This window comes from Staphylococcus argenteus (assembly GCF_000236925.1).
Lineage (GTDB): Bacteria > Bacillota > Bacilli > Staphylococcales > Staphylococcaceae > Staphylococcus > Staphylococcus argenteus.
In genome coordinates this window covers 1,352,358-1,378,094 of record NC_016941.1, presented here as the reverse complement: position 1 = coordinate 1,378,094, position 25,737 = coordinate 1,352,358, and the positions used below count along the sequence as shown (strand labels likewise).

Annotated in this window: 24 protein-coding genes and 1 riboswitch; of the genes, 12 read left to right on the top strand and 12 right to left on the bottom strand. The window is 32.0% G+C overall.

Annotated features, from left to right (window positions below; all coding sequences use genetic code 11):
• Positions 1 to 46: 46 nt before the first annotated feature.
• Positions 47 to 222, bottom strand: a riboswitch (Lysine riboswitch).
• A 350-nt stretch (positions 223 to 572) separates the two neighbouring features.
• Positions 573 to 2,174 carry an ABC-F family ATP-binding cassette domain-containing protein gene (locus SAMSHR1132_RS06465; protein ID WP_000942304.1) on the bottom strand — a complete coding sequence of 534 codons (1,602 nt, stop codon included), beginning with the start codon at positions 2,172 to 2,174 and terminating at the stop codon, positions 573 to 575.
• 145 nt (positions 2,175 to 2,319) lie between these two features.
• On the opposite strand from SAMSHR1132_RS06465, the gene cvfB reads away from it, so the two are divergent.
• The 6 genes from cvfB to phoU all read left to right on the top strand — a co-directional run bounded on the left by cvfB (position 2,320) and on the right by phoU (position 8,080).
• The gene (gene cvfB / locus SAMSHR1132_RS06460) at positions 2,320 to 3,222 is read left to right on the top strand and encodes an RNA-binding virulence regulatory protein CvfB (RefSeq protein ID WP_001162352.1); all 903 of its coding nucleotides are present in this window, start codon (positions 2,320 to 2,322) and stop codon (positions 3,220 to 3,222) included.
• Between the two features lie 307 nt (positions 3,223 to 3,529).
• A complete protein-coding gene (locus SAMSHR1132_RS06455; protein ID WP_000759226.1) occupies positions 3,530 to 4,498 on the top strand; it encodes a phosphate ABC transporter substrate-binding protein PstS in 969 nt (322 codons plus the stop codon).
• Between the two features lie 190 nt (positions 4,499 to 4,688).
• Positions 4,689 to 5,615, top strand: a complete 927-nt coding sequence (gene pstC, locus SAMSHR1132_RS06450; RefSeq protein ID WP_000204617.1) for a phosphate ABC transporter permease subunit PstC — start codon at positions 4,689 to 4,691, stop codon at positions 5,613 to 5,615.
• A gap of 1 nt (position 5,616) precedes the next feature.
• On the top strand, positions 5,617 to 6,534 hold the full coding sequence (gene pstA, locus SAMSHR1132_RS06445) for a phosphate ABC transporter permease PstA (protein ID WP_000246064.1): 918 nt from the start codon (positions 5,617 to 5,619) through the stop codon (positions 6,532 to 6,534).
• A gap of 46 nt (positions 6,535 to 6,580) precedes the next feature.
• A complete protein-coding gene (gene pstB, locus SAMSHR1132_RS06440) occupies positions 6,581 to 7,432 on the top strand; it encodes a phosphate ABC transporter ATP-binding protein PstB (protein ID WP_000079454.1) in 852 nt (283 codons plus the stop codon).
• Positions 7,433 to 7,438: 6 nt separating this feature from the next.
• Positions 7,439 to 8,080 carry a phosphate signaling complex protein PhoU gene (gene phoU, locus SAMSHR1132_RS06435; RefSeq protein WP_000974852.1) on the top strand — a complete coding sequence of 214 codons (642 nt, stop codon included), beginning with the start codon at positions 7,439 to 7,441 and terminating at the stop codon, positions 8,078 to 8,080.
• Positions 8,081 to 8,217: 137 nt separating this feature from the next.
• On the opposite strand, the gene pepF is transcribed toward phoU, so the two are convergent.
• The gene (pepF, locus tag SAMSHR1132_RS06430) at positions 8,218 to 10,032 is read right to left on the bottom strand and encodes an oligoendopeptidase F (protein WP_000077552.1); all 1,815 of its coding nucleotides are present in this window, start codon (positions 10,030 to 10,032) and stop codon (positions 8,218 to 8,220) included.
• 206 nt (positions 10,033 to 10,238) lie between these two features.
• Between pepF and SAMSHR1132_RS06425 the strand changes: the two genes are divergently transcribed.
• The 6 genes from SAMSHR1132_RS06425 to SAMSHR1132_RS06400 all read left to right on the top strand — a co-directional run bounded on the left by SAMSHR1132_RS06425 (position 10,239) and on the right by SAMSHR1132_RS06400 (position 14,765).
• Positions 10,239 to 10,583, top strand: coding sequence for a membrane protein (locus tag SAMSHR1132_RS06425; protein WP_000171801.1), 345 nt, complete (start codon positions 10,239 to 10,241; stop codon positions 10,581 to 10,583).
• 330 nt (positions 10,584 to 10,913) lie between these two features.
• Positions 10,914 to 11,900, top strand: a complete 987-nt coding sequence (gene nikB, locus SAMSHR1132_RS06420; protein WP_000480822.1) for a nickel ABC transporter permease — start codon at positions 10,914 to 10,916, stop codon at positions 11,898 to 11,900.
• On the top strand, positions 11,893 to 12,723 hold the full coding sequence (nikC, locus tag SAMSHR1132_RS06415) for a nickel transporter permease (protein ID WP_000943797.1): 831 nt from the start codon (positions 11,893 to 11,895) through the stop codon (positions 12,721 to 12,723). Before nikB ends, nikC begins: the two co-directional genes overlap by 8 nt.
• The gene (locus SAMSHR1132_RS06410; RefSeq protein WP_000052307.1) at positions 12,710 to 13,483 is read left to right on the top strand and encodes an ATP-binding cassette domain-containing protein; all 774 of its coding nucleotides are present in this window, start codon (positions 12,710 to 12,712) and stop codon (positions 13,481 to 13,483) included. Before nikC ends, SAMSHR1132_RS06410 begins: the two co-directional genes overlap by 14 nt.
• A complete protein-coding gene (locus SAMSHR1132_RS06405; RefSeq protein WP_000571263.1) occupies positions 13,476 to 14,177 on the top strand; it encodes an ABC transporter ATP-binding protein in 702 nt (233 codons plus the stop codon). The genes SAMSHR1132_RS06410 and SAMSHR1132_RS06405 overlap by 8 nt, the downstream gene beginning before the upstream one ends.
• Before the next feature lie 120 nt (positions 14,178 to 14,297).
• Positions 14,298 to 14,765, top strand: coding sequence for an SWIM zinc finger family protein (locus tag SAMSHR1132_RS06400; RefSeq protein WP_000523671.1), 468 nt, complete (start codon positions 14,298 to 14,300; stop codon positions 14,763 to 14,765).
• A 51-nt stretch (positions 14,766 to 14,816) separates the two neighbouring features.
• On the opposite strand, the gene SAMSHR1132_RS06395 is transcribed toward SAMSHR1132_RS06400, so the two are convergent.
• The 10 genes from SAMSHR1132_RS06395 to SAMSHR1132_RS06350 all read right to left on the bottom strand — a co-directional run bounded on the left by SAMSHR1132_RS06395 (position 14,817) and on the right by SAMSHR1132_RS06350 (position 25,393).
• A complete protein-coding gene (locus SAMSHR1132_RS06395) occupies positions 14,817 to 15,584 on the bottom strand; it encodes a Cof-type HAD-IIB family hydrolase (protein ID WP_001213028.1) in 768 nt (255 codons plus the stop codon).
• A gap of 629 nt (positions 15,585 to 16,213) precedes the next feature.
• Positions 16,214 to 17,473, bottom strand: coding sequence for a glycine glycyltransferase FemB (femB, locus tag SAMSHR1132_RS06390; RefSeq protein WP_000673110.1), 1,260 nt, complete (start codon positions 17,471 to 17,473; stop codon positions 16,214 to 16,216).
• An 18-nt stretch (positions 17,474 to 17,491) separates the two neighbouring features.
• Complete coding sequence (femA, locus tag SAMSHR1132_RS06385; protein ID WP_000673306.1) at positions 17,492 to 18,754, bottom strand: glycine glycyltransferase FemA; 1,263 nt, start codon at positions 18,752 to 18,754, stop codon at positions 17,492 to 17,494.
• A 321-nt stretch (positions 18,755 to 19,075) separates the two neighbouring features.
• Positions 19,076 to 19,804, bottom strand: a complete 729-nt coding sequence (trpA, locus tag SAMSHR1132_RS06380; protein WP_000163609.1) for a tryptophan synthase subunit alpha — start codon at positions 19,802 to 19,804, stop codon at positions 19,076 to 19,078.
• Positions 19,797 to 21,011: a tryptophan synthase subunit beta gene (gene trpB / locus SAMSHR1132_RS06375; protein ID WP_001041344.1), complete on the bottom strand. Its 1,215-nt coding sequence runs from the start codon at positions 21,009 to 21,011 to the stop codon at positions 19,797 to 19,799. The genes trpA and trpB overlap by 8 nt, the downstream gene beginning before the upstream one ends.
• Entirely contained in the window at positions 21,004 to 21,636 is a 633-nt protein-coding gene (locus SAMSHR1132_RS06370) for a phosphoribosylanthranilate isomerase (protein WP_000768196.1), read from the bottom strand. The genes trpB and SAMSHR1132_RS06370 overlap by 8 nt, the downstream gene beginning before the upstream one ends.
• Positions 21,636 to 22,418 carry an indole-3-glycerol phosphate synthase TrpC gene (gene trpC / locus SAMSHR1132_RS06365; RefSeq protein WP_000153719.1) on the bottom strand — a complete coding sequence of 261 codons (783 nt, stop codon included), beginning with the start codon at positions 22,416 to 22,418 and terminating at the stop codon, positions 21,636 to 21,638. Before trpC ends, SAMSHR1132_RS06370 begins: the two co-directional genes overlap by 1 nt.
• Position 22,419: 1 nt before the next feature.
• Positions 22,420 to 23,418, bottom strand: a complete 999-nt coding sequence (gene trpD, locus SAMSHR1132_RS06360; RefSeq protein ID WP_000055381.1) for an anthranilate phosphoribosyltransferase — start codon at positions 23,416 to 23,418, stop codon at positions 22,420 to 22,422.
• A gap of 2 nt (positions 23,419 to 23,420) precedes the next feature.
• A complete protein-coding gene (locus SAMSHR1132_RS06355) occupies positions 23,421 to 23,990 on the bottom strand; it encodes an anthranilate synthase component II (RefSeq protein WP_000604520.1) in 570 nt (189 codons plus the stop codon).
• Positions 23,987 to 25,393, bottom strand: coding sequence for an anthranilate synthase component I (locus SAMSHR1132_RS06350; RefSeq protein WP_000350981.1), 1,407 nt, complete (start codon positions 25,391 to 25,393; stop codon positions 23,987 to 23,989). The genes SAMSHR1132_RS06355 and SAMSHR1132_RS06350 overlap by 4 nt, the downstream gene beginning before the upstream one ends.
• Positions 25,394 to 25,737 lie beyond the last annotated feature (344 nt).

Below are 25,737 nucleotides of genomic sequence, written 5' to 3'. Positions count from 1 at the left end.
ATATAAAAAGAGCAAGTTCGGAATGCGAACTTGCTCTTAATCTATATACAAGTGATGCACTCCATTATTTTTAAATAATGACAAACTCTCAGCTCTTAACCAAAAAGTCCAACAAATTATAACTGCTATTATAATCGCTTCGGCATCGCACCCTTTCAAGTTTAGCTGTTAGCAGACAGTTATCTAAACTTTACTCATGATTGATGCGCCTCATCAAAATATTATTAAATTGGTATGTGTTCATTATACATATGACAATTATGAATGTAAACCGATAATTTAGATTTTTTGGAATTAGCAGAAAATTCAAAGTGAAAAAGTGATTTATTTAATATGATTCGTGTGTGCCTCTCCTGTATAGCGTTGTTAAAAATATTTTAATTATGTATAAACCACTGCGGATTATTCAGGACACAATTTTTAGTAGCAGATAATCATTAATGGAATGTTGAGTAGGGGACAGAAAATAAAGTGGCATGAATAAAAGGCGAACACCTTAACACTAAATCTGCATTGAGATGTTCGCCGAACTCTTTTAATTATTATATGTTATTGAGATTTTAAGTCTCAGCTTATTTAAGAACGCCAATTTCCTGCAAGTATTCTTCATAAGGAATTTCTTTTGAAACGCCACCTTGTTTATTTAAATCGATAACACGGTTTGCGATAGTATTGATAAATTCAAAGTCATATGAAGTAAAGATAATAGAACCTTTAAACGATTTAAGACCATCATTGACAGCAGTAATACTTTCTAAGTCTAAATGGTTTGTCGGTTCATCAAGTAAAAGAACGTTTGCACTTGATAACATCATTTTACTTAGCATACAACGAACTTTTTCTCCACCTGAAAGAACACTGGCTTTTTTCTTAACTTCTTCACCACTAAATAACATACGACCTAAGAAACCACGTAAAAATGTTTCAGTTTGTTCATCTTCAGGCGCATATTGTCTCAACCAATCTACAAGGTTCATATTTACACCTTCAAAGAATTCTGAGTTATCTTTAGGGAAGTAACTTAATGATGTAGTGACACCCCATTTATAAGAACCTTCATCTGGTTCCATTTCACCTGCTAATATTTTAAGCAAAGTTGTTTTCGCAATTTCACTATCTCCAATTAAAATTGCTTTATCATTTGGATTCATTGTAAATGAAACATTATCTAATACTTTTTCACCGTCGATTGTTTTAGAAAGGTTTTGAACGATTAATAAATCATTACCGATTTCACGCTCAGGTGTAAATTTAACGAAAGGATATCTTCTTGATGATGGTTGAATATCATCTAATTCAATTTTTTCAAGTTGTTTTTTACGACTTGTTGCTTGTTTTGATTTAGAAGCATTAGCTGAGAAACGTGCAATAAAGTCTTGTAACTCTTTCATTTTTTCTTCTTTTTTCTTGTTTTGTTCTTGAGCCATCTTTTGTGCTAACTGGCTAGATTGATACCAAAAATCATAGTTGCCAACATAAACTTTAATTTTACCAAAGTCTAAATCAGCGATATGAGTACATACGTTATTTAAGAAATGACGGTCATGTGATACTACGATAACAGTATTATCGAAGTTTATTAAGAAATCTTCTAACCAACTGATTGCCGGTATATCAAGTCCGTTTGTAGGCTCATCTAGTAAAAGAACGTCTGGTTCACCGAATAAACTTTGCGCTAATAATACTTTGATTTTTTGATTGTTTTCTAATTCAGCCATTTTTTTGTCATGTAAAGTTGGGTCAATACCTAAACCAGATAAAAGGTTAGCTGCATCAGCTTCAGCATTCCAACCATTCATTTCTGCAAATTCGCCTTCAAGTTCAGCAGCACGAATTCCGTCTTCATCACTGAAATCTGGTTTCATATAAATTTCATCTTTTTCTTTCATAACTTCATAAAGACGTTCATGACCTTTGATTACAACATCTAGCACGCGTTCATCTTCATAAGCATAGTGGTCCTGTTTTAAAACAGCTAGACGTTCATTTTTACCTAATGAAACGTGACCTGTTTGAGAATCTAATTCTCCAGATAATATTTTTAAGAATGTTGATTTACCTGCACCATTCGCACCAATTAATCCATAACAATTACCTTCTGTAAATTTAATATTTACATCTTCAAATAGTTTACGATCTCCAAAACGCAAACTGACATCAGTTACTTGTAACATGCATTTTCTCCTTTTTTCATTCGATATTCTAACGGAAGAATTATATCATATAATCGTCACAGTTTCGACCTCATATAAGTTGTAATGATAGATTGACTCACACATGTTATAATAATTAAGAATACAAGAATCGAAGGAGAATAACATGGCATTAGACAAAGATATAGTAGGTTCTATAGAATTCCTTGAAGTAGTAGGGTTACAAGGCTCAACTTACCTTTTAAAAGGACCAAATGGTGAAAACGTTAAATTAAACCAATCAGAAATGAACGATGATGATGAATTAGAAGTAGGTGAAGAATATAGTTTCTTCATTTATCCAAACCGTTCAGGTGAATTATTTGCAACTCAAAATATGCCTGATATTACGAAAGATAAATATGATTTTGCTAAAGTACTTAAAACGGATCGCGATGGAGCACGCATAGATGTCGGATTACCTCGTGAAGTTTTAGTACCATGGGAAGACTTACCAAAAGTGAAATCACTATGGCCACAACCAGGAGATCATTTGCTAGTTACATTACGAATTGATCGTGAAAATCATATGTATGGGCGTTTAGCAAGTGAATCTGTAGTAGAAAACATGTTTACACCTGTACACGATGATAATTTAAAAAATGAAGTTATTGAAGCCAAACCATACCGCGTATTACGAATTGGAAGCTTCTTATTAAGCGAATCAGGTTACAAAATTTTTGTACATGAATCAGAACGTAAAGCGGAACCGCGATTAGGTGAATCTGTTCAAGTTAGAATTATTGGACATAACGATAAAGGTGAGCTAAACGGTTCATTTTTACCACTTGCGCATGAACGTTTAGACGATGACGGCCAAGTCATCTTTGATTTACTAGTTGAATATGATGGTGAATTACCTTTCTGGGACAAATCAAGCCCTGAAGCAATTAAAGAAGTATTTAATATGAGTAAAGGTTCATTCAAACGTGCAATCGGCCACTTATATAAACAGAAGATTATTAATATAGAAACAGGTAAAATCACTTTAACTAAAAAAGGTTGGAGTCGAATTGACTCAAAAGAATAAATACAAACAACACGCTTCTTAGGATGCGTGTTGTTTTATGTTCAATATTAAATCGGACTGATGAAATAGTTTTTCGTCTGTCCATTTTTATTGTCCATATTTAAATTTCGATAATTCTTCCAGAAACATTTTAATTTTACCTATGAATCAATATTTTATAAAACAACAAAAATTAATATTTACGATTTCTTAACAAAGCTTTATCGAAGATTTACAGTTTCTAAAAATGAGGTTAATAATTCAAGGTTAAGATAAAGATGTAATCAATACAAATACTATTTGTGTTTCATACAGGGAGGATATTTCAATGAAAAAATGGCAATTTGTTGGTACTACAGCTTTAGGTGCAACACTATTATTAGGCGCTTGTGGTGGCGGTAATGGTGGTAGTGGTAATAGCGATTTAAAAGGGGAAGCAAAAGGTGATGGATCATCAACAGTAGCACCAATTATTGAAAAATTAAATGAAAAATGGGCTCAAGATCACTCAGATGCTAAAATCTCAGCAGGACAAGCTGGTACTGGTGCTGGTTTCCAAAAATTCATTGCAGGAGATATCGACTTTGCTGATGCTTCAAGACCAATTAAAGATGAAGAGAAACAAAAATTACAAGATAAAAATATTAAATACAAAGAGTTTAAAATTGCACAAGATGGTGTAACGGTTGCAGTTAACAAAGAAAATGACTTTGTTGATGAATTAGACAAACAGCAACTTAAAGCAATTTACTCTGGAAAAGCAAAAACATGGAAAGATGTAAATAGTAAATGGCCAGATAAAAAAATAAATGCAGTGTCGCCTAACTCAAGTCATGGTACTTATGATTTCTTCGAAAATGAAGTAATGAATAAAGAAGATATTAAAGCAGAGAAAAATGCTGATACAAATGCAATCGTTTCTTCTGTAACAAAAAATAAAGAAGGTATCGGTTACTTTGGCTATAACTTCTATGTGCAAAACAAAGATAAATTAAAAGAAGTAAAAATTAAAGATGAAAACGGCAAAGCAACAGAACCAACGAAAAAAACAATTCAAGATAATTCATATGCATTAAGTAGACCATTATTCATTTATGTGAATGAAAAAGCATTAAAAGAAAATAAAGTAATGTCTGAATTTATCAAATTTGTCTTAGAAGATAAAGGTAAATCTGCAGAAGATGCAGGCTATGTAGCGGCACCAGAAAAAGATTATAAATCTCAATTAGATGATTTAAAGGCATTTATTGATAAAAACCAAAAATCTGACGACAAAAAGTCAGACGATAAAAAATAATAAGATGTAATTTCAAATTCATCTTAAAACATGATTGATATGGTGAATCATTATTTAGAGTATGACGCTTGAATGATCGAAAAGCTGACCTTGACATTCAGTTAGTCGACAAGCTCATCGACTTAAAATAGTGATTCATCATTATTTTACAAATTTAATTATTTTGGGAGTAATAGAAAGAGGTTTGATTATGACTTCATCTACTAATATCAAAGCTTTAATCGAAAAAAACAATAGCAAAAAAGGGAAGCATAATGACAAAATTATACCAGTTATTTTAGCTGCTATATCAGCAGTATCTATATTGACAACACTTGGTATTTTAATCACTTTACTTTTAGAAACAATCACTTTTTTTACAAGAATTCCAATAACAGAGTTTTTATTTTCAACGACATGGAACCCTACAGGCTCTAATCCCAAATTCGGGATTTGGGCACTCATAATAGGGACATTAAAAATTACTGTTATTGCAACAGTGTTTGCTGTACCTGTTGGTTTAGGTGCTGCCATTTATTTAAGTGAATATGCAAGCGATCGTTCACGTCGAATAATTAAGCCGATATTAGAAATTCTTGCAGGTATTCCAACAATCGTATTTGGTTTCTTCGCTTTAACATTTGTCACACCGGTATTAAGAACTATTATACCTGGATTGGGTGAATTTAATGCAATTAGTCCTGGTCTAGTTGTTGGTATCATGATTGTTCCGCTTATTACCAGCTTAAGTGAGGATGCAATGGCATCTGTACCTAAAAAAATCCGCGAAGGTGCTTATGGTCTTGGTGCAACTAAGTTTGAAGTAGCAACAAGAGTCGTACTTCCCGCAGCAACATCAGGTATTGTAGCTTCAATTGTTTTGGCAATATCAAGAGCCATTGGAGAAACGATGATTGTATCTTTAGCAGCAGGTAGTTCTCCAACTTCATCATTAAGTTTAACAAGTTCAATACAGACTATGACGGGATACATTGTTGAAATAGCGACAGGCGATGCAACTTTCGGATCGAATATCTATTACAGTATCTATGCTGTTGGTTTCACGCTATTTATTTTCACATTAATCATGAATTTACTTTCTCAATGGATTTCGAAACGTTTTAGAGAGGAGTATTAAAATGGCAACGACAGATAGTAACAAACAATCACTCGTCGATCAACAGTTAGTCCAAAGGCATTTATCATCGAGAACAATTAAAAATAAAGTGTTCAAATTAATATTTTTAGCTTGTACATTGTTAGGGCTTGTCGTACTTATTACATTGTTAACTCAAACATTGATTAAAGGGGTAAGTCATTTAAATTTACAATTTTTCACTAACTTTTCTTCTTCAACACCATCCATGGCTGGTATTAAAGGGGCGTTAATCGGTTCACTTTGGTTAATGTTAAGTATCATACCACTATCAATTATTTTAGGAATAGGTACGGCAATATACTTAGAAGAATATGCGAAAAATAATAAATTTACTCAATTTATCAAAATCAGTATTTCAAATTTAGCTGGTGTACCATCAGTTGTGTTTGGTTTACTAGGTTATACATTGTTTGTAGGTGGTGCTGGTATCGAAGCTTTAAAAATGGGCAACAGCATATTGGCTGCAGCACTTACAATGACTTTGCTGATTTTGCCAATTATTATTGTTTCAAGTCAAGAAGCGATTAGAGCAGTACCCAATTCTGTTCGTGAAGCATCATATGGTTTAGGCGCGAACAAGTGGCAAACAATAAGACGTGTTGTATTACCAGCTGCATTACCAGGAATATTAACTGGATTCATTTTATCTTTATCACGTGCACTAGGGGAAACAGCGCCACTTGTACTTATTGGTATACCAACTATTTTATTAGCGCTACCAAATAGTATTTTAGATCAATTTTCAGCATTACCTATCCAAATTTTCACATGGGCTAAAATGCCACAAGAAGAATTCCAAAATGTTGCATCAGCAGGAATTATTGTTTTACTAGTGATTTTAATCTTAATGAATGGTGTTGCGATTATTTTACGTAACAAATTTAGTAAAAAATTCTAATATAAACAAACTATCTCATTTATCTATTGAAAAGGGAGTTTTAAATATGGCGCAAACACTTGCACAAACTAAACAAATATCTCAAAGTCATACATTTGGCAGCTCGCAAAGTCATCATACAGCAAAACGAGATGCCAATTCTCATCCAATTATTTATTCGACTCAAAATTTAGACTTATGGTATGGAGATAATCATGCATTGCAAAATATTAATTTAGATATTTATGAAAATCAAATAACTGCAATCATTGGACCATCTGGTTGTGGAAAATCAACATATATCAAAACGCTAAATCGAATGGTTGAGTTAGTGCCATCAGTCAAAACAGCTGGTAAAATATTGTATCGTGATCAAGATATTTTTGACCAAAAGTATTCAAAGGAACAATTACGTACTAATGTAGGTATGGTATTCCAACAACCAAATCCATTTCCGAAATCAATATACGATAATATTACTTATGGTCCTAAGATTCACGGTATTAAAAATAAAAAAATTCTTGATGAAATTGTTGAGAAATCTTTACGTGGTGCAGCAATTTGGGATGAATTAAAAGATAGGTTGCACACGAATGCATATAGTTTATCCGGCGGGCAACAACAACGTGTTTGTATCGCGCGTTGTTTAGCAATTGAACCTGAAGTAATTTTAATGGATGAACCGACATCAGCCCTAGATCCAATTTCTACATTAAGGGTAGAAGAGTTGGTTCAAGAATTAAAAGAAAACTATACGATTATTATGGTTACACATAATATGCAACAAGCTGCTCGTGTATCGGATAAAACTGCATTTTTCTTAAATGGATATGTCAATGAATATGATGATACAGATAAAATTTTCTCTAATCCATCAAATAAGAAGACAGAAGATTATATTTCAGGAAGGTTTGGTTGATATATAATGGCAATTATTAGACAACGATATCAGGAGCAACTTGATGATTTAATAAAAGAATTACGTCGATTAGGTGCAAATGTCTATGTGAGTATTGAAAATGGTATAAAGTCATTAAGTATAGATGATAGAAGTTTTGCACGACAAACAGTTAAAAATGATAAACATATCAATCAATTAAATTATGATATTAATGAACGAGTGATTATGCTCATTACGAAGCAACAGCCCATTGCGAGTGATTTGCGCATGATGATTTCTTCATTAAAAATCGCTTCAGATTTAGAGAGAATAGGTGATAATGCAGCGAGTATTGCGAATGTTCGCTTGCGTACAAAAATTACCGACGATTATGTATTAACCCGTTTAAAAACAATGGGAAAATTAGCAATGTTAATGTTAAAAGATTTAGACCAAGCATTTAAAAAGAAAGACACAGTATTAATTAGAGAAATTATAGAACGAGATCAAGACATTGATGACTTATATAGTCATATTATTAACGCAACGTATCTTATTGATAATGATCCATTTGTTGCAGCTCAAGCTCATTTAGCAGCAAGACATTTAGAACGTATTGGTGATCATATTATTAACATCGCTGAAAGTGTCTATTTTTATTTAACAGGTACACATTACGAACAATAACTTTAAGTTATTACTATAAATCCCTTGCGATAAATATACATTTCTATTATTCATAAACCCTCAAAAAACCAAGATTCTCACAATTAATAATGTGAAAATCTTGGTTTATATTGTTTTACTATAAAATGTCTCGCATCTTAGTTATTTGCTTTCTCAATTTCATCTGTTAATTTTTCAACTTCATCTACTAAATCAGAAATATATTGTATTGTAGATTTTAGTGGCTGATCTGTAGTAATGTCTACACCCGCAATTTTTGCAAGTTCGACAGGTGATACACTTCCACCTTTTTTCAATGTTTCTAACCAAGCATCAATAGCTGGTTGACCTTCATTTTTAATTTTTTGAGAAACGACAGTGCCGATTGTTAAGCCGGCAGAATACGTATACGAATATAATCCCATATAGTAATGAGGTTGGCGCATCCATGTTAATTCAGCACCCTCAGTCATTTCTACTGCATCTCCGAAAAATTGTTTATATACATTTATCATAATATCATTTAAAGTAGGCGCATTTAATGACTCCCCTTGATCTACTTTACGATATACTTCACGCTGATATGCAGCTTCTAATAAATGGGTTACCATGTTGTGATAATATGTTCTAGATAAAATAGAGCCAATAACCCAGCGTTTAAATCTTGGATTTTCACTTGTGTTAAACAAGTAATTGGCCATTAACATTTCATTCATTGTAGAAGGCGCTTCAACAAAGTACATTGATGCTTCTGATTCAAGGTATGGTTGATGTTTTTGAGCTAATGTAAAATGACCTGCGTGCCCTAATTCATGTGCTAATACAAATGCTTCGGCCATTTTTCCAGTCCAAGAAATAAAAACATAAGAATGCGTAAAGTACGGACTCGCACAAAATGCACCAGTATCTTTACCTTTATTTTGAGCGAAATCGATCCATCGTTGATCATAAGCGTCACGTAGCATGTTTGTATAGTCATCACCTAAAACACTTAATGCACCGAAAATATATTTTTTTGAGTCTTCAATTGAAATTTCTGGTTCATAATCAGGGTCTACAGAAATTTTCAAATCTTCAAAACGCATCTTATCTAATCCATGAATGCGTTGTAATATTTTGGCATATTTCTGCATAACTGGCACCAAGTCACGCATAATGACATCGATTTGACGGTCAAACATATCACGAGTTACTTCTTGAGAATGTAATAAGTAATCGATGACTGATTCAAATCCTCGTAAATCAGCTTCAATTTTTTCTTGTTGAACTTGCATATTATACGTTGACGCAGTTGTATGTTGATATTTACTAAGAGCATCACTAAATGATTTGAAGCTTTTACGTCTAAACTCAGGGTCTTTATTATCTTCATAATCATTTTCAAACGTAGCATAGTCGACAGGGTACGTTGTACCTTCATGTTCAAATGAGTCGAACGTGATATCTAACATTTTTGTCGTACCATATAAATCGTAAGGACTATTTAGTGTTGGTGATAAAGTTGCTAATACTTGTTCGACTGACGCAGATAATCGAAATGGCTTTTGCTTAACTAACTGTTTAATATAGTGTTGATATGGACATGATTCTACTAATTGTTGAAGTACTTCCTCTGGGAGTTCAAGTATTTCTGACTCGACAAAGGATAATTGGCTAACAATTTTACCGTATGTAGTAGCTAATTTAGCGCTCAATACTTGTGCCTCTATATTACTAGTATCTACACTTAAACGCAGTTCAGCATAATTACTTAAGCGATCTAATGCAATTAAAATATTTTCTAATTCAGTTAAAGCAGCATTAATTTGTTGGATTGAATTTAATGTTGTTACATATGTATGATGAAATTGATTTGCTTGTTGCAGTAAGGATTCTATGCTTTCATAGTATTGTTGATCATCTTTAAATAAATCTGTTAAATCCCATGTTTCTGAAACTGGAACATCTTCTCTTAAAGGTAAACCTTGAGACATATAATCACTCCTTTGGTATAATACATACATTATACAAAATTTTAGAGCCTAAACGATAATGTTACGATTTTATACCTATATGCATACAATGACTTCTCTTGAAAAATTATGTATTGAAGATTGAAACTGACTAGCATTGTTTAATTTTTTGAAATTTTATAATAAAATGTATACAAGGAAAGTATTGAAATAAAAGGAGAATGGTTATGACATTATTCGATATGCCTAATTATTTATGGATCACAACTTTAATAATGATTTTATTAACAGTATTCTGTTGCTTAGTTTTGAATAAATGGTTTGTATCAGCAGTAATTACATTTGTAGTTTTAGGCGTGCTTGCCTTTTTCATTCCAAATTTTCAAGATATAAAATATCAACCATTATTAGGTTATGCTGCATTTTTAGCTATCATGAGTTTAATCATTAGTTTTCTATTATGGTATTTCACTAGAAATTGGCGTAAAGATAGAAAAGCTCGTAAATTAGAAAAGCAAATTGAAAAATATGGTTATGAGGGTGCTGAACTCCGCCGTAAAGATAAAAAGTAAATTTTAACAACTATATGCACAAAATAAAAAACTTCCCCTGAAAATTGTTTTAATGGAAGTTTATGAACGGATTTATTTATTAAAAGTGCTATAGTTGTTTTTGTTTTGTTCAAATTTAAGTTGTAAATTCATATTAAATTGTAGGTTATCAACTCTGAATAAAAATACTCATTTTAAAAGCGTTTATTGTCAAAATAAATAAATTTACTTCAATTTCTTTTTGTATAATACTATAATGAATCGTGGTTCTTTATTTGTAAGTTATGAAAATGTGTGTAATTCTCATACAAATTCAAAATATGATTAACTTACACAAGGAGGGGGACTTTTATGTTCATGATAAGGTCTATTTTGCATAGACTGATACAAATGATAGTTGTTTTATTTGTTATTTCAACACTAACTTTCATTTTGATGAAATTATCTCCAGGAAATCCAGTTGATAAAATACTTCATCTCGATGTGGCACATGTGTCGGCAAAACAAATAAATGCAACTGAAGAAAAATTGGGTTTAAAGGATTCACTCGTATCGCAGTGGTGGCAATGGATGAAACAATTGTTTCAATTAAATTTAGGACGTAGTATAGAAACTAAAGAACCTGTTACACAGTCACTATTTGAGTATGCACCGCCAACTTTGCTTATATCTTTTTCAACGTTAATCTTGTCATTAGCGATATCGATACCATTAGGTGTACTATCAGCAATACGATATCACAAATTGACTGATAAAGTGATTAGAACAGTGTCAACCTTATCAATCAGTTTGCCAGCATTTTTTATTGGTATTATATTATTATTCATTTTTACCAATTTATTAAATATAGATAGCATTTTATGGAATCAGTTTATATTACCTGTCTTTACATTGTCGTTAGGAATGTGTGCGTATATCATTCGCTTAGTTCGATCAAATTTGCTCACACTTTATCAAAGTAATGTAGTTAAAGCATCACGCTTACGTGGTATGAGTGAACGTTATATATTAATTCATGATTTATTAAAGCCAACACTTTTACCAATTATTCCATTATTAGGTATTTCTCTTGGAAGTCTCATTGGTGGTACAGTGGTTATTGAAAATTTATTTGATATACCTGGCATTGGTTACTTATTGATGGATAGTATTAAATCTCGGGATTATCCAATTATACAAGGATGTGTATTATTTATTGGTTTTTTTGTTGTGTTAATCAATACAATTGCTGATTTACTCAGTCTATCCCTTGATCCAAAACAACGTTTACATTTTAAAAATCAAAAAAATAATTCAAACGTATCATCAATCTTAGAAAGTGGTGATCAACATGCTTAGAGGTTTGACTAAAGATAATTTTATATTTTATCTATTTATCATTTATTTAATACTTATGATAATTTTGCAATTCTTTGTGAATAGTGCTGATGCAACAAAAGTTAACTTATCTCAAACGTTTGAGCCAATAAGTTGGGGCCATTTACTAGGAACAGATGACTATGGTCGTGATTTATTTACGAGAGTTATTGTGGGCGCACGATCAACATTATTTATCACTGTCTTAACATTATTCGCTATCGTCATAATCGGTATAACATTCGGATTACTTGCAGGATATAAAAAAGGATGGGTAGAGCGTATTATATTACGTATTATTGATATCGGATTAAGTATACCGGAATTTATTATCATGATAGCATTAGCAAGTTTTTTTCAACCAAGCATTTGGAATTTAGTTATTGCAATTACAATAATAAAATGGATGAATTATACAAGATTAACGAGAAGTATTGTAAATAGCGAGCTTACCAAACCTTACATTAAAATGGCAAAATTATTTCATGTACCAACAAGGGTGATATTATTACGACACTTAATCCCTAAGATTATGCCGTCAATTATCGTTTTGATGGTGGTTGATTTCGGAAAAATTATATTATACATCAGCTCATTATCTTTCATAGGTCTAGGTGCTCAACCACCGACACCAGAGTGGGGCGCTATGTTGCAACTTGGCAGAGATTTTATTTCATCACATCCAATTATGCTCATTGCACCTGCTTCCATCATTGCTACAACGATTTTAATTTTTAATCTAACTGGTGACGCGCTAAGAGATAAATTGTTGAAACAACGGGGTGAGTATTATGAGTCTCATTGATATACAAAATTTAATGATTAAGAATCAAAAAGGTGAAACTTTAATAAATGGTATCAATCTGAAAATTTACCCACAAAAGATTAACGCTTTAATTGGAGAAAGTGGCGCAGGCAAGAGTTTGACGGTAAAAGCTTTGCTAGAATTTTTACCTCCTGATTTAAGTTGTCATTATGATCATTATTACTTTTATAATAAAAATGTAAACAACATGCATCAATTTTACGGTCGCACCATTGGATATATTTCTCAAAATTATGCTGAAAGTTTTAATGACCATTCAAAATTAGAAAAACAATTGATTGCAATATATCGTACTCATTTTAAAGTTAGTAAAGAAGTAGCACTATCTCAAATTGACAAGGCATTGTCGGCGGTTAACTTATGCGGCAAAGAAATATTGAAAAAGTACAGTTTCCAACTTTCTGGCGGTCAACTTGAACGCGTATATATCGCAAGCGTTTTAATGCTAGAACCTGAGTTAATTATTGCAGATGAACCAGTGGCATCATTAGATGTTATAAACGGCTATAAAATTATGAATTTACTTCAACACATTGTAAAAGAACACGGTCAAACATTATTTATAATCACACATAACTTAAGTCACGTTTTAAAATATTGTGACTATATTAATGTTATAAAAGATGGTGAAATTGTTGAGCATGGTGACATAAATCACTTTAAGTACGATTCATTACAACCTTATACCGAATTCTTAATTAAATATCGAACACAATTAAAGAGGGATTATAATGATTGAGTTAAAACATGTGACATTTAGCTATAATAAGAAGAATACGATATTAAATAAGATAAGCCTATCCATAGCTGACGGTGAAAATGTTGGAATTTTAGGTGAAAGTGGTAGTGGTAAAAGTACTTTAGCGGCATTGTTATTAGGCTTATTAAAGCCAACTAATGGGGAAATTTATATAAGTGATGATGCTGTATTACCAATTTTTCAACACGCATTGACTAGTTTTAATCCTGACTGGACTATGAAAGCCTCATTAAAAGAATCACTAAAATATTATCGTGGAATAAAAGCCGATGACAATCAACGAGAATTATTGTTACAACATTTATCTAGCTTTGATTTAAATGCACAACTATTATCTAACTATCCAAATGAAGTGAGTGGTGGACAGTTACAAAGATTTAATATTATGCGTTCATTATTAGCACAACCTCGTGTTTTAATATGTGATGAAATTACATCAAATCTAGATGTTATAGCTGAGCAAAATATAATAAGTATATTAAAGGAGCAAACTATTGCGAATTTAAATCATTTAGTTGTCATATCGCATGACTTATCTGTATTACAACGCTTAGTTAATCGAATTATTGTCATTAAGGAAGGTGCAATCGTTGATGATTTTGCGATAGAGGAATTACTTAATGTTGATAGACACCCTTATACAAAAGAATTAGTACAAGCATTTTCATTTTAGTTACAATTGAATGCGATAATTCTAAACTTGTTATAAACTATAGATAAATCAAACAAATTAATTTAGATACTTATGGATTTTATTTTCTATTTTTAATTATTTTATAAAAGGAGCACCATCATGGGATTACTTGATATAGCAAGTATTCGTTCTATAGAAAGAGGCTTTAATTATTATCAAAGTGAATGCGTCATTAACTTAAAATCACTTTCAGAAACACAGCATGAGGCTGAAGTAAAAGGCAGTGGTAACAATGTATATCGTTGTTATATAGATATGGAACATCCTAGAAAATCCAAATGTAATTGTCCTCATGCTGATGGAAGACGAGTGATATGCAAACATATGATTGCATTACTATTTACAGCTAGTCCAGAAGCAGCAAACAAACATATAATCATGTTAAACGAAGTTGAAGAAGACTATCACTTACGCAGAAATATGTGGATTGATTCTCTTAAAGATATGGTTAATGATATGAGTGAAGAAGACCTTCGTGACGCATATTTAAACATGTTAATTGAGCATGGAGAAATGGCAGAACTATTTGGATTAGAAGATGAATTTTTTGAGGACGAATTTCATTAAAATCACCCCCTATTAAATGATAATTGTTATCAATTGATAGGGGGCATTTTTTTATAAATGTGATTTTATAATTTTGCAAACAGCTTGCTCATGGTTATCTATATGCTTTATATGATCCAATTTCAATATTGTATGTGTATATTCTTCGGATGGTCCTACAATATAACCATTAGTAGCATGTCGTAGCATAGCAATATCATTATGATCATTACCAAATGCTATATATTCAACATCTTTACCATATATGTATTGTAATGCTGTATATTTATTAATATTTTGTGCTGTAATATCAATATTAAACTCATTTGAATGATGAATAATTTCTAGTTCTTGATGATATTGATTTAATTCATTTAAAATAATCGTAATTTGGGACGGCTCTAAATTTAATAAAATAATTTTGATTGGTGTATTGATATTGGCAACTTTAATACAACTGGCCAGCTTATGTGGATCTAAACGCTCAAAAATCTCGTTCTCAGCGTCGAGTTTTGCAGCATAATTCCAATCATCGTCAATAATATAATCTAAATCATACTTTTGTATTATTTTTAAGATATGATGGTATGTATCTGTATGAATTGGTTTGATAACAGATATCTTTGATTGTTGTGAAATCATAGCGCCATTTGCGCCAATTAATGTATGCTGATGAAATACTGATGGTAAAACTGGCAACAAATCACGAATCGGACGTGCTGATGCAAATATAAGTTCATGACCAGCATGTTGTAAACGTAACAATGTATCAATAATAGTCTGATCAATTACTCGGCCGTCGAAACAAAGCGTACCGTCAATATCAAATACAAATCTCATCAAATCACTCCAAACAATATAATACCGATTATTATAACATACGTAAGTTATGTGACAATCTTAAATAATGATTATGGTGTAGGGTACCTTTTGCGTCAAATATACAACTTCCTATAATATATATTATGTAAACTAGAAATGAAATTCCATAAGGGGCCTTATATAACTACTTACTTAAACAGTTAGCATTTTTAACTTGTTGCATGTTTAGATTAAACTTTTTCATTACTTCAAAAACTTTGGTTATATGTTCTAATTAACGATATTGTTTAATATCAATGTCTACGTTCATTATTTGGTTACGTTATTAGAGTTATGATAAAACTGTCATTATCTACGTATAAGCAATAGCATTCATATCATTATATAAACTTAAAATATTGTACTGGATTTGGAATTAAAGTCATAATATTACTGATAAGATTTACCTCAAACATATTTGAATACAATCCAAGTTTGCTAGTGTTCAAATAGACACAAATATGTTGTTCGAAATATATTTGTCTTTAATATAGAAAATTATCATATTTACGATTAGCTTTACAGGGCTCTGAAGTATATTTACTACAATATTCATACAAAAAAGAGCCTATAGTATCAATAACTATAAGCCCTAACATCATTTACATCTATTTCTTTAATTTTTTACGTAATTTATCCAATGTAGTGAACAACCAATATTTCACTTTATGAATTGGTTTATAGAAATCCCCTATTAATTCTTCGATTTGTACATTAAATCCACGTTTAAAGCGGTAAACGCCGTAATCTTCACTGTTTTCTGTAAAATCACCTGATAAACCATAGAAATTATAACGATCATAACCATTATCGAAGCAATAATTAATCATAAACCAATGCATCATGTATGGTCCCATAAATTGATTATATTTTTCTGATGAACCACCAGAGAAATAATTCACTTCATATGCATTTGCAAAATAAACGCCAGAAGCAAGGTTTAGAATTGGGCCGTCCGTTTTGCTCAATTCACTTGCATTCAATAATTCATGCTGATCATGATCAATTTGTTTATCTAATTCTGCAATTTTCTTCATTTGTTTATCGGATTTGTTTTCTTTCGCCATCATTTGATCACGACGATTTTCTTTGTCATTTAATTCCTGTTGTAGCTTTAACACATATTCATCAAGGTCAATATATGCTAAAGGTACTAATACTTTATCGCCATATGTGTCAATAAAGTTATAAAAATAGGCATCGGTTTTTGAAACAAATCCAGCACGCTCTTCAGTTTCACGATATAAATCTAGGAAAAGATTGAACTCATCACGTTCAAGGAATCTGACTTTAACACCATAGTTTATCGCTTTATTAATATTACGTTTACGTTGACTATCAAATGTCTTTTTCAATGTTTCAGGTGTTTTACCTTCAAGGTTTAATACGCCCATCCATCGTACTTGGCTCGATGTATCATACTCAGTTGTAAAGCCGTGATGCTCGTAACCATGCGATTTAAACAAGTTTACTAAGGCATCATTTTTCTCGCGACCTTCAAATGGCACGATATCTTTATCATATAGATGATATAACCAATACGGATCTAATTTAACATATAAACATTGATGTTGCTGTAAATATTTATCTAACTCTTTTAAATAATAATCAACTAAACCTAGATCTGAAAAATCCATCACTGGACCACGATTCGAATAGTAAACATAACTTCCCATAGTAGGAATTTTAGAGAAAAGGCTTGCTGCAATTACTTTGTTATTGTCGTCTTTAATACCTAATAAAACTACTTCAAAGCCATCATTTTCACGGGTAACAATATTTTCTTTTACTTGGAAATAATGGCTTTCCAACGATGGATTTTGTACAAAGTTGTCATACTCAGTAACAGTTAACTCTGTAAATTTCATGGTTTAATAATTCCTTTCCTAAAAAATTCTATCTTTAACTTTTTTAAGTGCAGTATATGCTGCATAAACAGGTTTATTAATTGGCTTAATAAAGTCACCAACATATTCAATAATCTCAGCGTTATAACCTTTTTTAAATTTAACTACACCAGCATCTTCAGCATCTTCTGTAAATTTACCACTTACACCATAGAAATTATAACGGTCAATGCCATGATTTAATGCATAATTAATCATTTCCCATTGCACTGCATAACTTCCGGCAAAATGACGGAAAGCATTTGATGTACCACCTGCATAATAAACAACTTCAAATGGATTGATAAAGAAGAAACCAGCAGAGATAGGTAATTCATTACCATGTTCTTCTTGTAGACGTTTACCTTCTTCAATCTTTTGCTCATTCGCATCAAGTTGTTGTTGTAAGTTATCTCGCTTGTTGTGTGCTTTTTTATTTTCAGGACGTTTTTCAATATCTTTCAATGCTTTATTTAAATCTTTATTTAAAATATCACGCTCTTCGTTGAGTTCTTTAATATATTCATCAAAGTTGATATACGCTAAAGGTACTAACACACGATCTTTGTAATATTTTAAGCGATTATAGTAAAACTTATCATCACGATCAGCAAAAGCTTTTGATTCTGACGTATCTTCCATAAATAATCTAAATATCGGCAGTTCATCTTCCGATAAAAATCTTACTTTAACGCCATTCTTTTTAACTTTCTTTGTATTTCTTTTTCTAAGTCCATCCATATTTTTGATGATATCATCAGCTGATTTATCTTTTAAATCTAACACTGAGTGATAACGAATTTGTAACACAGGATCAAATCCTTTATGGAATCCAGTATGCTCAAATCCTAAGTTACTCATTTTATCGAAGAACCAATCATTACCAGCATTACCTGTAATCTCGCCATCATGATTCAAGTATTGATATGGTAAATATGGATCGATATGTAAGTATAGACAACGATGTTTTTTAACATATTTTGATAGTTCATTAAAGAAAAAGTGTACAAGTTCTTGATTTTCATAGTCAATCACTGGACCCCGATTTGAATAAAAATATTTGAACACTTTCATAACAGGTACAGCAGTAAGCAAGCAAGCTGCAATAACCTCATTATTATTGTCTTTTATTCCCACTAAATGCGTTTCATAACCTTCGGCAAGCTTTAACTCATAGTGGCCAACAGTTTGCGTGAAATGACTATATGGCATGCTATCCGTAAAGGCACCAAACTCTTTAGCTGTTAAATTTGTAAACTTCATTATCATTACTCCTATTTGTCTCTCGTTAATTTCATTTCCGTATTCGCAGCATTTTTTCTTTCGCCCTCTGCAAATGTCAAAAATAATAAATCTAATCTAAATAAGTATACAATAGTTAATGTTAAAACTAAAACATAAACGCATTAATTGTGTATACTTTTATGGTTAAATTTAGATTTTTGCATACAATTCCAAAAAAAGTAATATGAACGTTTGGATTTGCCCATATTACTTTTGAAAACTTCTTATTCATTTTTATAATTTACCGTTTTATATAACTTTTAAACAGCATTCAGCTATTTTATATTAAATCAAAAAATCTTAATTGTTCAATGCCTGTTTGATTGTTTGAAGGTAGGTAATTATTTCCTCTTGTGAGTTAGCTTTAAATTGCTTAACAATTTCGCTGCCAATGACGATACCATCTGCAACCTCTTTTATATCTGCAACATGTTGTGGTGTTCTTATACCAAATCCTGCGACAACTGGTACATTGGCTATCGCTTTAATTGACTCAATTTTTTGTTTTAATTCTGGATGAAAAGCTCCGTTTTGTCCTGTTGTAGCATTCATCGTTACAGTGTATATAAATCCTTCTGCCTGCGACACAATATTTCTTATACGTTTGTCATCAGTAGTCATAGCAACTAACGATATAATTTTAACACCATAATGGCTGCATTGTTGTTTTAAGCGCTGTGATAATTCATATGGTAAATCGGGAATAATTAAGCCGTAGACACCAGTATCTCGACATTTTTCAAAAAACGCTTGTTCTCCATAATGACAAATAATATTATAATACGTCATTAATACATAGTGACACTTAATTTGATTACCGTGTTTTTCTAATTGTTCGAAAATATAATCTATCGTGATACCTTGTTTAATCGCTTGTTGTCCTGCTTCCATGATAACTGGACCATCAGCAACCGGATCAGAGAAAGGTACGCCAATTTCAATGATGTCGGCACCATGTTCACTCAACAATGTTGCATTTTCAATAAAGTCTTTATCTCCCATAATATAAGGTATAAATAATTTAGTCATTTTCAAGACCTCGCTCTGCCATATATTGTCTAATTGTTTCCATATCTTTATCGCCACGTCCAGAAATAGTTACTACAATAATATCTTCATTCGACATCGTAGGAGCTAGTCTTTCAACATAACTCAGTGCGTGTGCACTTTCTATTGCAGGTATAATACCTTCGTGCTTTGTAAAGTTAATTAAAGCATTCATTGCTTGTGTATCACTTGCATTTTCAAACGTTACTCTTCCTATGTCGTGGTAATAAGAATGTTCAGGCCCTATACCAGGATAATCAAGTCCAGCTGATATAGAATGAGCAAGTTGCACTTGACCACCTTCATCTTGGATTAAATACATTTTTGTACCGTGTAGTACACCTGGTGAACCTTTTCCAATTGCAAGTGCATGTTTGTCAGTATCCTCGCCTTGACCTGCTGCTTCAACGCCGTATAACGCAACATCGTCTTTTATAAATGGGTAAAATGTTCCGATTGCATTTGAGCCACCACCGATACATGCGACTATTGCATCCGGAAGTCGTCCTTCTTTTTTCAGTATTTGTGATTTTATTTCTTTACCAATGACACTTTGAAAATCTCTAACTATCGTTGGGAATGGGTCTGGACCTAGTGCAGAACCTAATAAATAATGTGTGTCATCCACATGACTCACCCAATATTGCAAAGCTTTATTAACTGCATCCGATAATGTACCTTGACCATCTTCAACAGCAACAACCTTCGCACCAAGTAATTCCATTCTAAATACATTGAGTTGTTGTCGTTTAATATCTTCACTTCCCATAAAGACAACAAGTTCCATATCAAATAATGCAGCAACAGTAGCACTAGCTACACCATGTTGACCCGCACCGGTTTCAGCAACAAGCTTCTTCTTGCCCATTCTTTTAGCGAGCAACGCTTGACCTAACGCATTATTAATTTTATGGGCGCCTGTATGATTTAAATCCTCTCGTTTCAAATATATTTTAGCGCCACCTAAGCTTTCAGTATATGATGCAGCATATGTCAGTGGAGTCGCGCGTCCTACATACTCTGATAAATAGTATTCCAGTTCTCTTTGAAACTCTGGGTCTGCTTTTGCCTCTTTATAAGCTTTTTTCAACTCAATAATTGCTGGCATTAATGTTTCTGGAACATATTGCCCTCCGTATTCACCAAAGAAACCTAATTCATCTGCTTCTGTTTGTATTTGTTTATTCATTTTCTCTATCTCCTTTCACAATATTTACAATTGCTGTCATTTTTTCTATATCTTTTCGCCCATTTACTTCTATACCTGATGCAAGATCATAACCTTGATGTGATAATTTCAATTGATTAACTGTTTGAATATTTTCAGTGTTAATGCCTCCTGCTATCAAGTAATGGATGCCTTTTATCTCTTTTAAAATTGCCCAGTCATATGTTTGACCCGTACCTCCATAAGACGCTGAAGGTGTGTCGATAATAAATAAATTTACGAATCCTTTATATTTATTAATATTTAGGATTATGTTTTCATCTGCGGCTAAAGCTTTAATGATTTTTATATTTGGATATTTTTTTCTAACTTTCTGTATAAAAGCAATAGATTCTGTGCCGTGTAACTGTATTGTGTTAATTGGCGTATTGACCAATACGTGTTCAATTGTTGTTAAATCAGGATTTACCATGACACATACTTTATCAATATGATTTGGAACAACAGACGCTAACTTTTGAATTTGAGCAACTGTTTGATGCCTTTTACTTTTTTCGTAATGGATGAAACCTATCGCATCAATTGGCAATTGACTGGCCGCTGTGACATCCTTAATTGATGTAAAGCCACAAAACTTCAATTTCATCATGATTGCACCTTTTGCATTTTTAGTTGTGGTAAAAATTTGGCCAGATTGTCGCAACGCATGAGTGCCTCACCTATTAGTAAGCCATCGATGCCACTGTTTAAAATTTTTTCAACATCAGATGTGTCGTGTATGCCACTTTCAGAAATATAATAATGATTCGGTTGTTTATTTTCTAAAATAATATTTGTATGTTCCACATTTGTGACAAACCTTTTTAAGTCTCTGTTATTTACACCAATCAATTTAGGATTAATCTTATAGGCACGATATAATTCCTCACGATTATGAACTTCAACCAATACTTCCAAATTTTGAGAAGTAGCGTATTCGTATAACTCTTTCAATTGTTTATCTGACAAGATGTTAACAATTAATAAAATAATAGATGCACCAGCTTGTTTAGCAACATCGATTTGAAGCGGATCTATAATAAAGTCTTTACACAGTACTGGAAGTGTCGTTTTTGTTGTTAATTCTTGTAAACGTTCAAAACTACCACCAAAATACTTTTCATCTGTTAAAATCGAAACTGCATTTGCACCATACTGTTCATAATCAGAGATTTGTTGCAATAAATCTCGTTCAGGTAAATCATTAACTGTAGGACTCTTAGATTTAATTTCTGCAATAATTGCTAATGTTGATTTTTGTTCAATTGAATTTATAAAAGACTTTTTATTCTGAATGTTCACACTTTTTAAGCTATTAAGTTTCTCTAGATAATAGCCATTTTGTAAAAGTGACTGTTTATATTCAACAATTTCTTCTAAAATTGTCATGTTATTCACCTCTCATTTGATGGTATTTTTTCAAAGCTTCACCATTATTTATCAATGTGCCCGCAAGTTCTATGCCTTCAGCAATTGTATCCACTTTCTCTGCAACATATAGACTTAAACCTGCATTTAGGACAACAACGTCACGACGACTCGTTTTATCAGTACCATTTAAAATATTAAGTGTAATAATTAAGTTTTCTTCTGGTGTACCCCCTTTAAAATCACTATTTGGTGCATATCTCAAACCATAATCTGCAGCATTTAATGTATAATTTTTAATTTCTCCATCTTCAGTCAATTCATAAATTAAATTATCGCCAGACAATGTTGCTTCATCCATCCCATTTGCACCATGTAATACTATCGCCCGTCGTCTTCCTAAATCTTTTATTGTTTTAGCAACAATCTTTAATTTCGTCGGATCGAATACACCCACCATTTGATACGATAAATGATATGGATTAATTAATGGACCAACAAGATTTAAAATAGTAGGCTTGCCAATCATTTTTCTAACTGGTTGCATATATTTCATAACAGGATATGATTCCGTTGCTCCAATGAATACAAGACCTTTTTCATCTAATTGGTTAGGTGTATCATCAACAGTTGTTGTTTGTATGTGCATTTGATTTAACAAATCTGTACTACCTGAATTTGAGGTAATGCTTTTATTACCATGTTTAATGACTTTAACACCAGCACTCGCTACGACAAAAGCAACAGTTGTCGAGATATTAAAACTATTAGATTTATCTCCACCTGTACCACAAACACACATACTACCTTCATAACAAGGTTGATGTGGATACATCGTATTAATTAAACTTCTTACGATATATGTTAATTCTTCCTGTTGAATTTCTCGTTCTGAATAATTACTTAACAATTCATATTTTATATCCGTTCCAATACTAGGTGAAATAAGTATTTCAATTAGCTCTTTAATATCACTTTCGTGTAAAATCGATTCAGTTTTTATTCTTGTTAGTAATGACATAATCATTGCCCTCCCTTTACAGAATTTATAAAATTCATTAATATTTTCACGCCATATTCTGTAGCGAATGATTCCGGATGATATTGAATCCCATAATGTGGTCGCTCATTATGCTCAAATGATTGTATGCAATCTTCAGTGCGTCCAGTAATTTTTAATTCTTCTGGAAAATTATCAGGATTACTTATTAATGAATGATATCTCATAATTGAAAATTGTTCTGGAACATCTTGGTATAATAAATGTTGATGATGTGATGCAATCTTTAGCGTATCAACTTTTCCGTGCATAACCTTATTACCTTTAATGACTTCCCCACCGTAATAACAAGTAAGCGCTTGAGCGCCTAAACAAATACCCAAAATCGGCTTTTCTTGATAGGCTGATATGATTTTCATTAACTGTTGATCATCTAATGGATGCCCTGGACCAGGAGAAATAATTACAGCGTCTCCAGATTGATGCAATACATTATCATCATCCGGATATTTTACAAGGACATCAGTATGTTGTGCGACAATATCCACTAAGTTATACGTAAATGAATCATAATTATCTATCACTAGAATCATGGTTGCACCTCCAATAAACTTTTGGCTTTCAATTTCGTTTCTTCTAGTTCTTTTTCAGGTATGGAATCATATACAACGCCACAACCAGCCTCTACATTGACAAATTGATCATTAATCATCATCGTCCGAATCGCTAATGCAAAGTCTAAGTTGTGATTACAATTGATATAGCCAACGCCCCCGCTATAAACACCACGTTTAAATGGATATTGTTCATATATTCTTTCAATTGCACGTAATTTAGGTGCACCTGAGACCGTACCTGTAGGTAGTAAATTCGCAATGACAGTCATTGGCGATAAATTTTGATTTATTTTACCTGTGACTTCGCTTACGATATGCATGACATGTTCATATTTTTCAATAACCATCAACTTGGTAATTTTTGATGTGCCAATTTCACATACTCTATGAATATCATTACGTCCTAAATCAACAAGCATGCGATGTTCACTACATTCTTTAGGGTCATTAAGTAATTGTTGCATATTTTTATTATCTTGTTGCGTTGTTTTCCCACGTTGAATTGTTCCAGCAATTGGGTTCGTTGTTACGATTTGATCTTTGACACTGACAAAACTTTCTGGAGAGCTTCCGACAATATAAGGTTTATCGATATTCAGATAATACATATACGGACTTGGATTTTGACGTTTCAAATTTTGATATAGTTGAAACGACAGTTGATTTAAATTTTTGCTTGCATGATGCTTGTAACTATATATTCTTGAAGGCACAACTTGGAACATATCACCTTCTGTTATTTTCTTTTTAAAGTATTGAATCATTTCGATAAATCTTGATTCTGAAATATTAGATTGAATTTGTTTGTCTTTAAAATCAAAATCATGTGTAGGTGTAAATGGCTGAATCTTTGTTAAATCATTAATTGATTTATTTACACGTGCTTCTAATTCAGATTTTGGTGCATTTGAAAATTGATTTGTCGCGATGATATATAATTCATCTTTGTAATGGTCAAATACATAAACATGTTCCACCATATATAACCGTACATCATGTTGAACGTGATCTTCTAATTGAATTGATTGTAATTTTGGAAATTCATGACGTACTAAGTCGAAGCTACATGTTCCCACATATCCAGAAATAAATGGCAATGCCTTAAGTGTGTCATCATTAATGTCATGATAATCCTCGTTTATTTTAGTTGTTAAATACTGATAAGGATTCACAGTAATTTTGTTTGTTCCTTTTATTGTATTTATTGATAAAGTATTATTATCTAATGTTAATGTGCCAAAAATATCAAATATAACTATAGAATATCTCCCTTTAGTTTGTTGCTGATTTGTACTTTCTAGTATTATTTTCTTTGAATGAAGTTGTGCCAATACTTCTGGCGTTACATTAGCTTTTACTTTTTTATAAAATATGTCCATTCTCTTCTTACGCTCCTTTCAAAAAAACGCCAGCATCCCTTAATAATTAAAGGACGCTGACGCGTGGTACCACCTAAATTAACCGAATATTCGAAATATTCAAAGTTCACTCTTTTTTATTTAATTTTCTCTTACAAACAAAACCCAATTTCATTAATATTGGTGTTAGTTCACATCGACCACTAACTTTCTGTTGCTACCATACAATTAACTACTACATTTTGTTCAAATAAAAAACACCACTATAACGCGAAATTCTGTAAGGACGCGTTACCGTGGTGCCACCTTAGTTAACATAATTAATGTTCACTTTATAAATTTATTTAACTGTCTTCCAAAGTCCA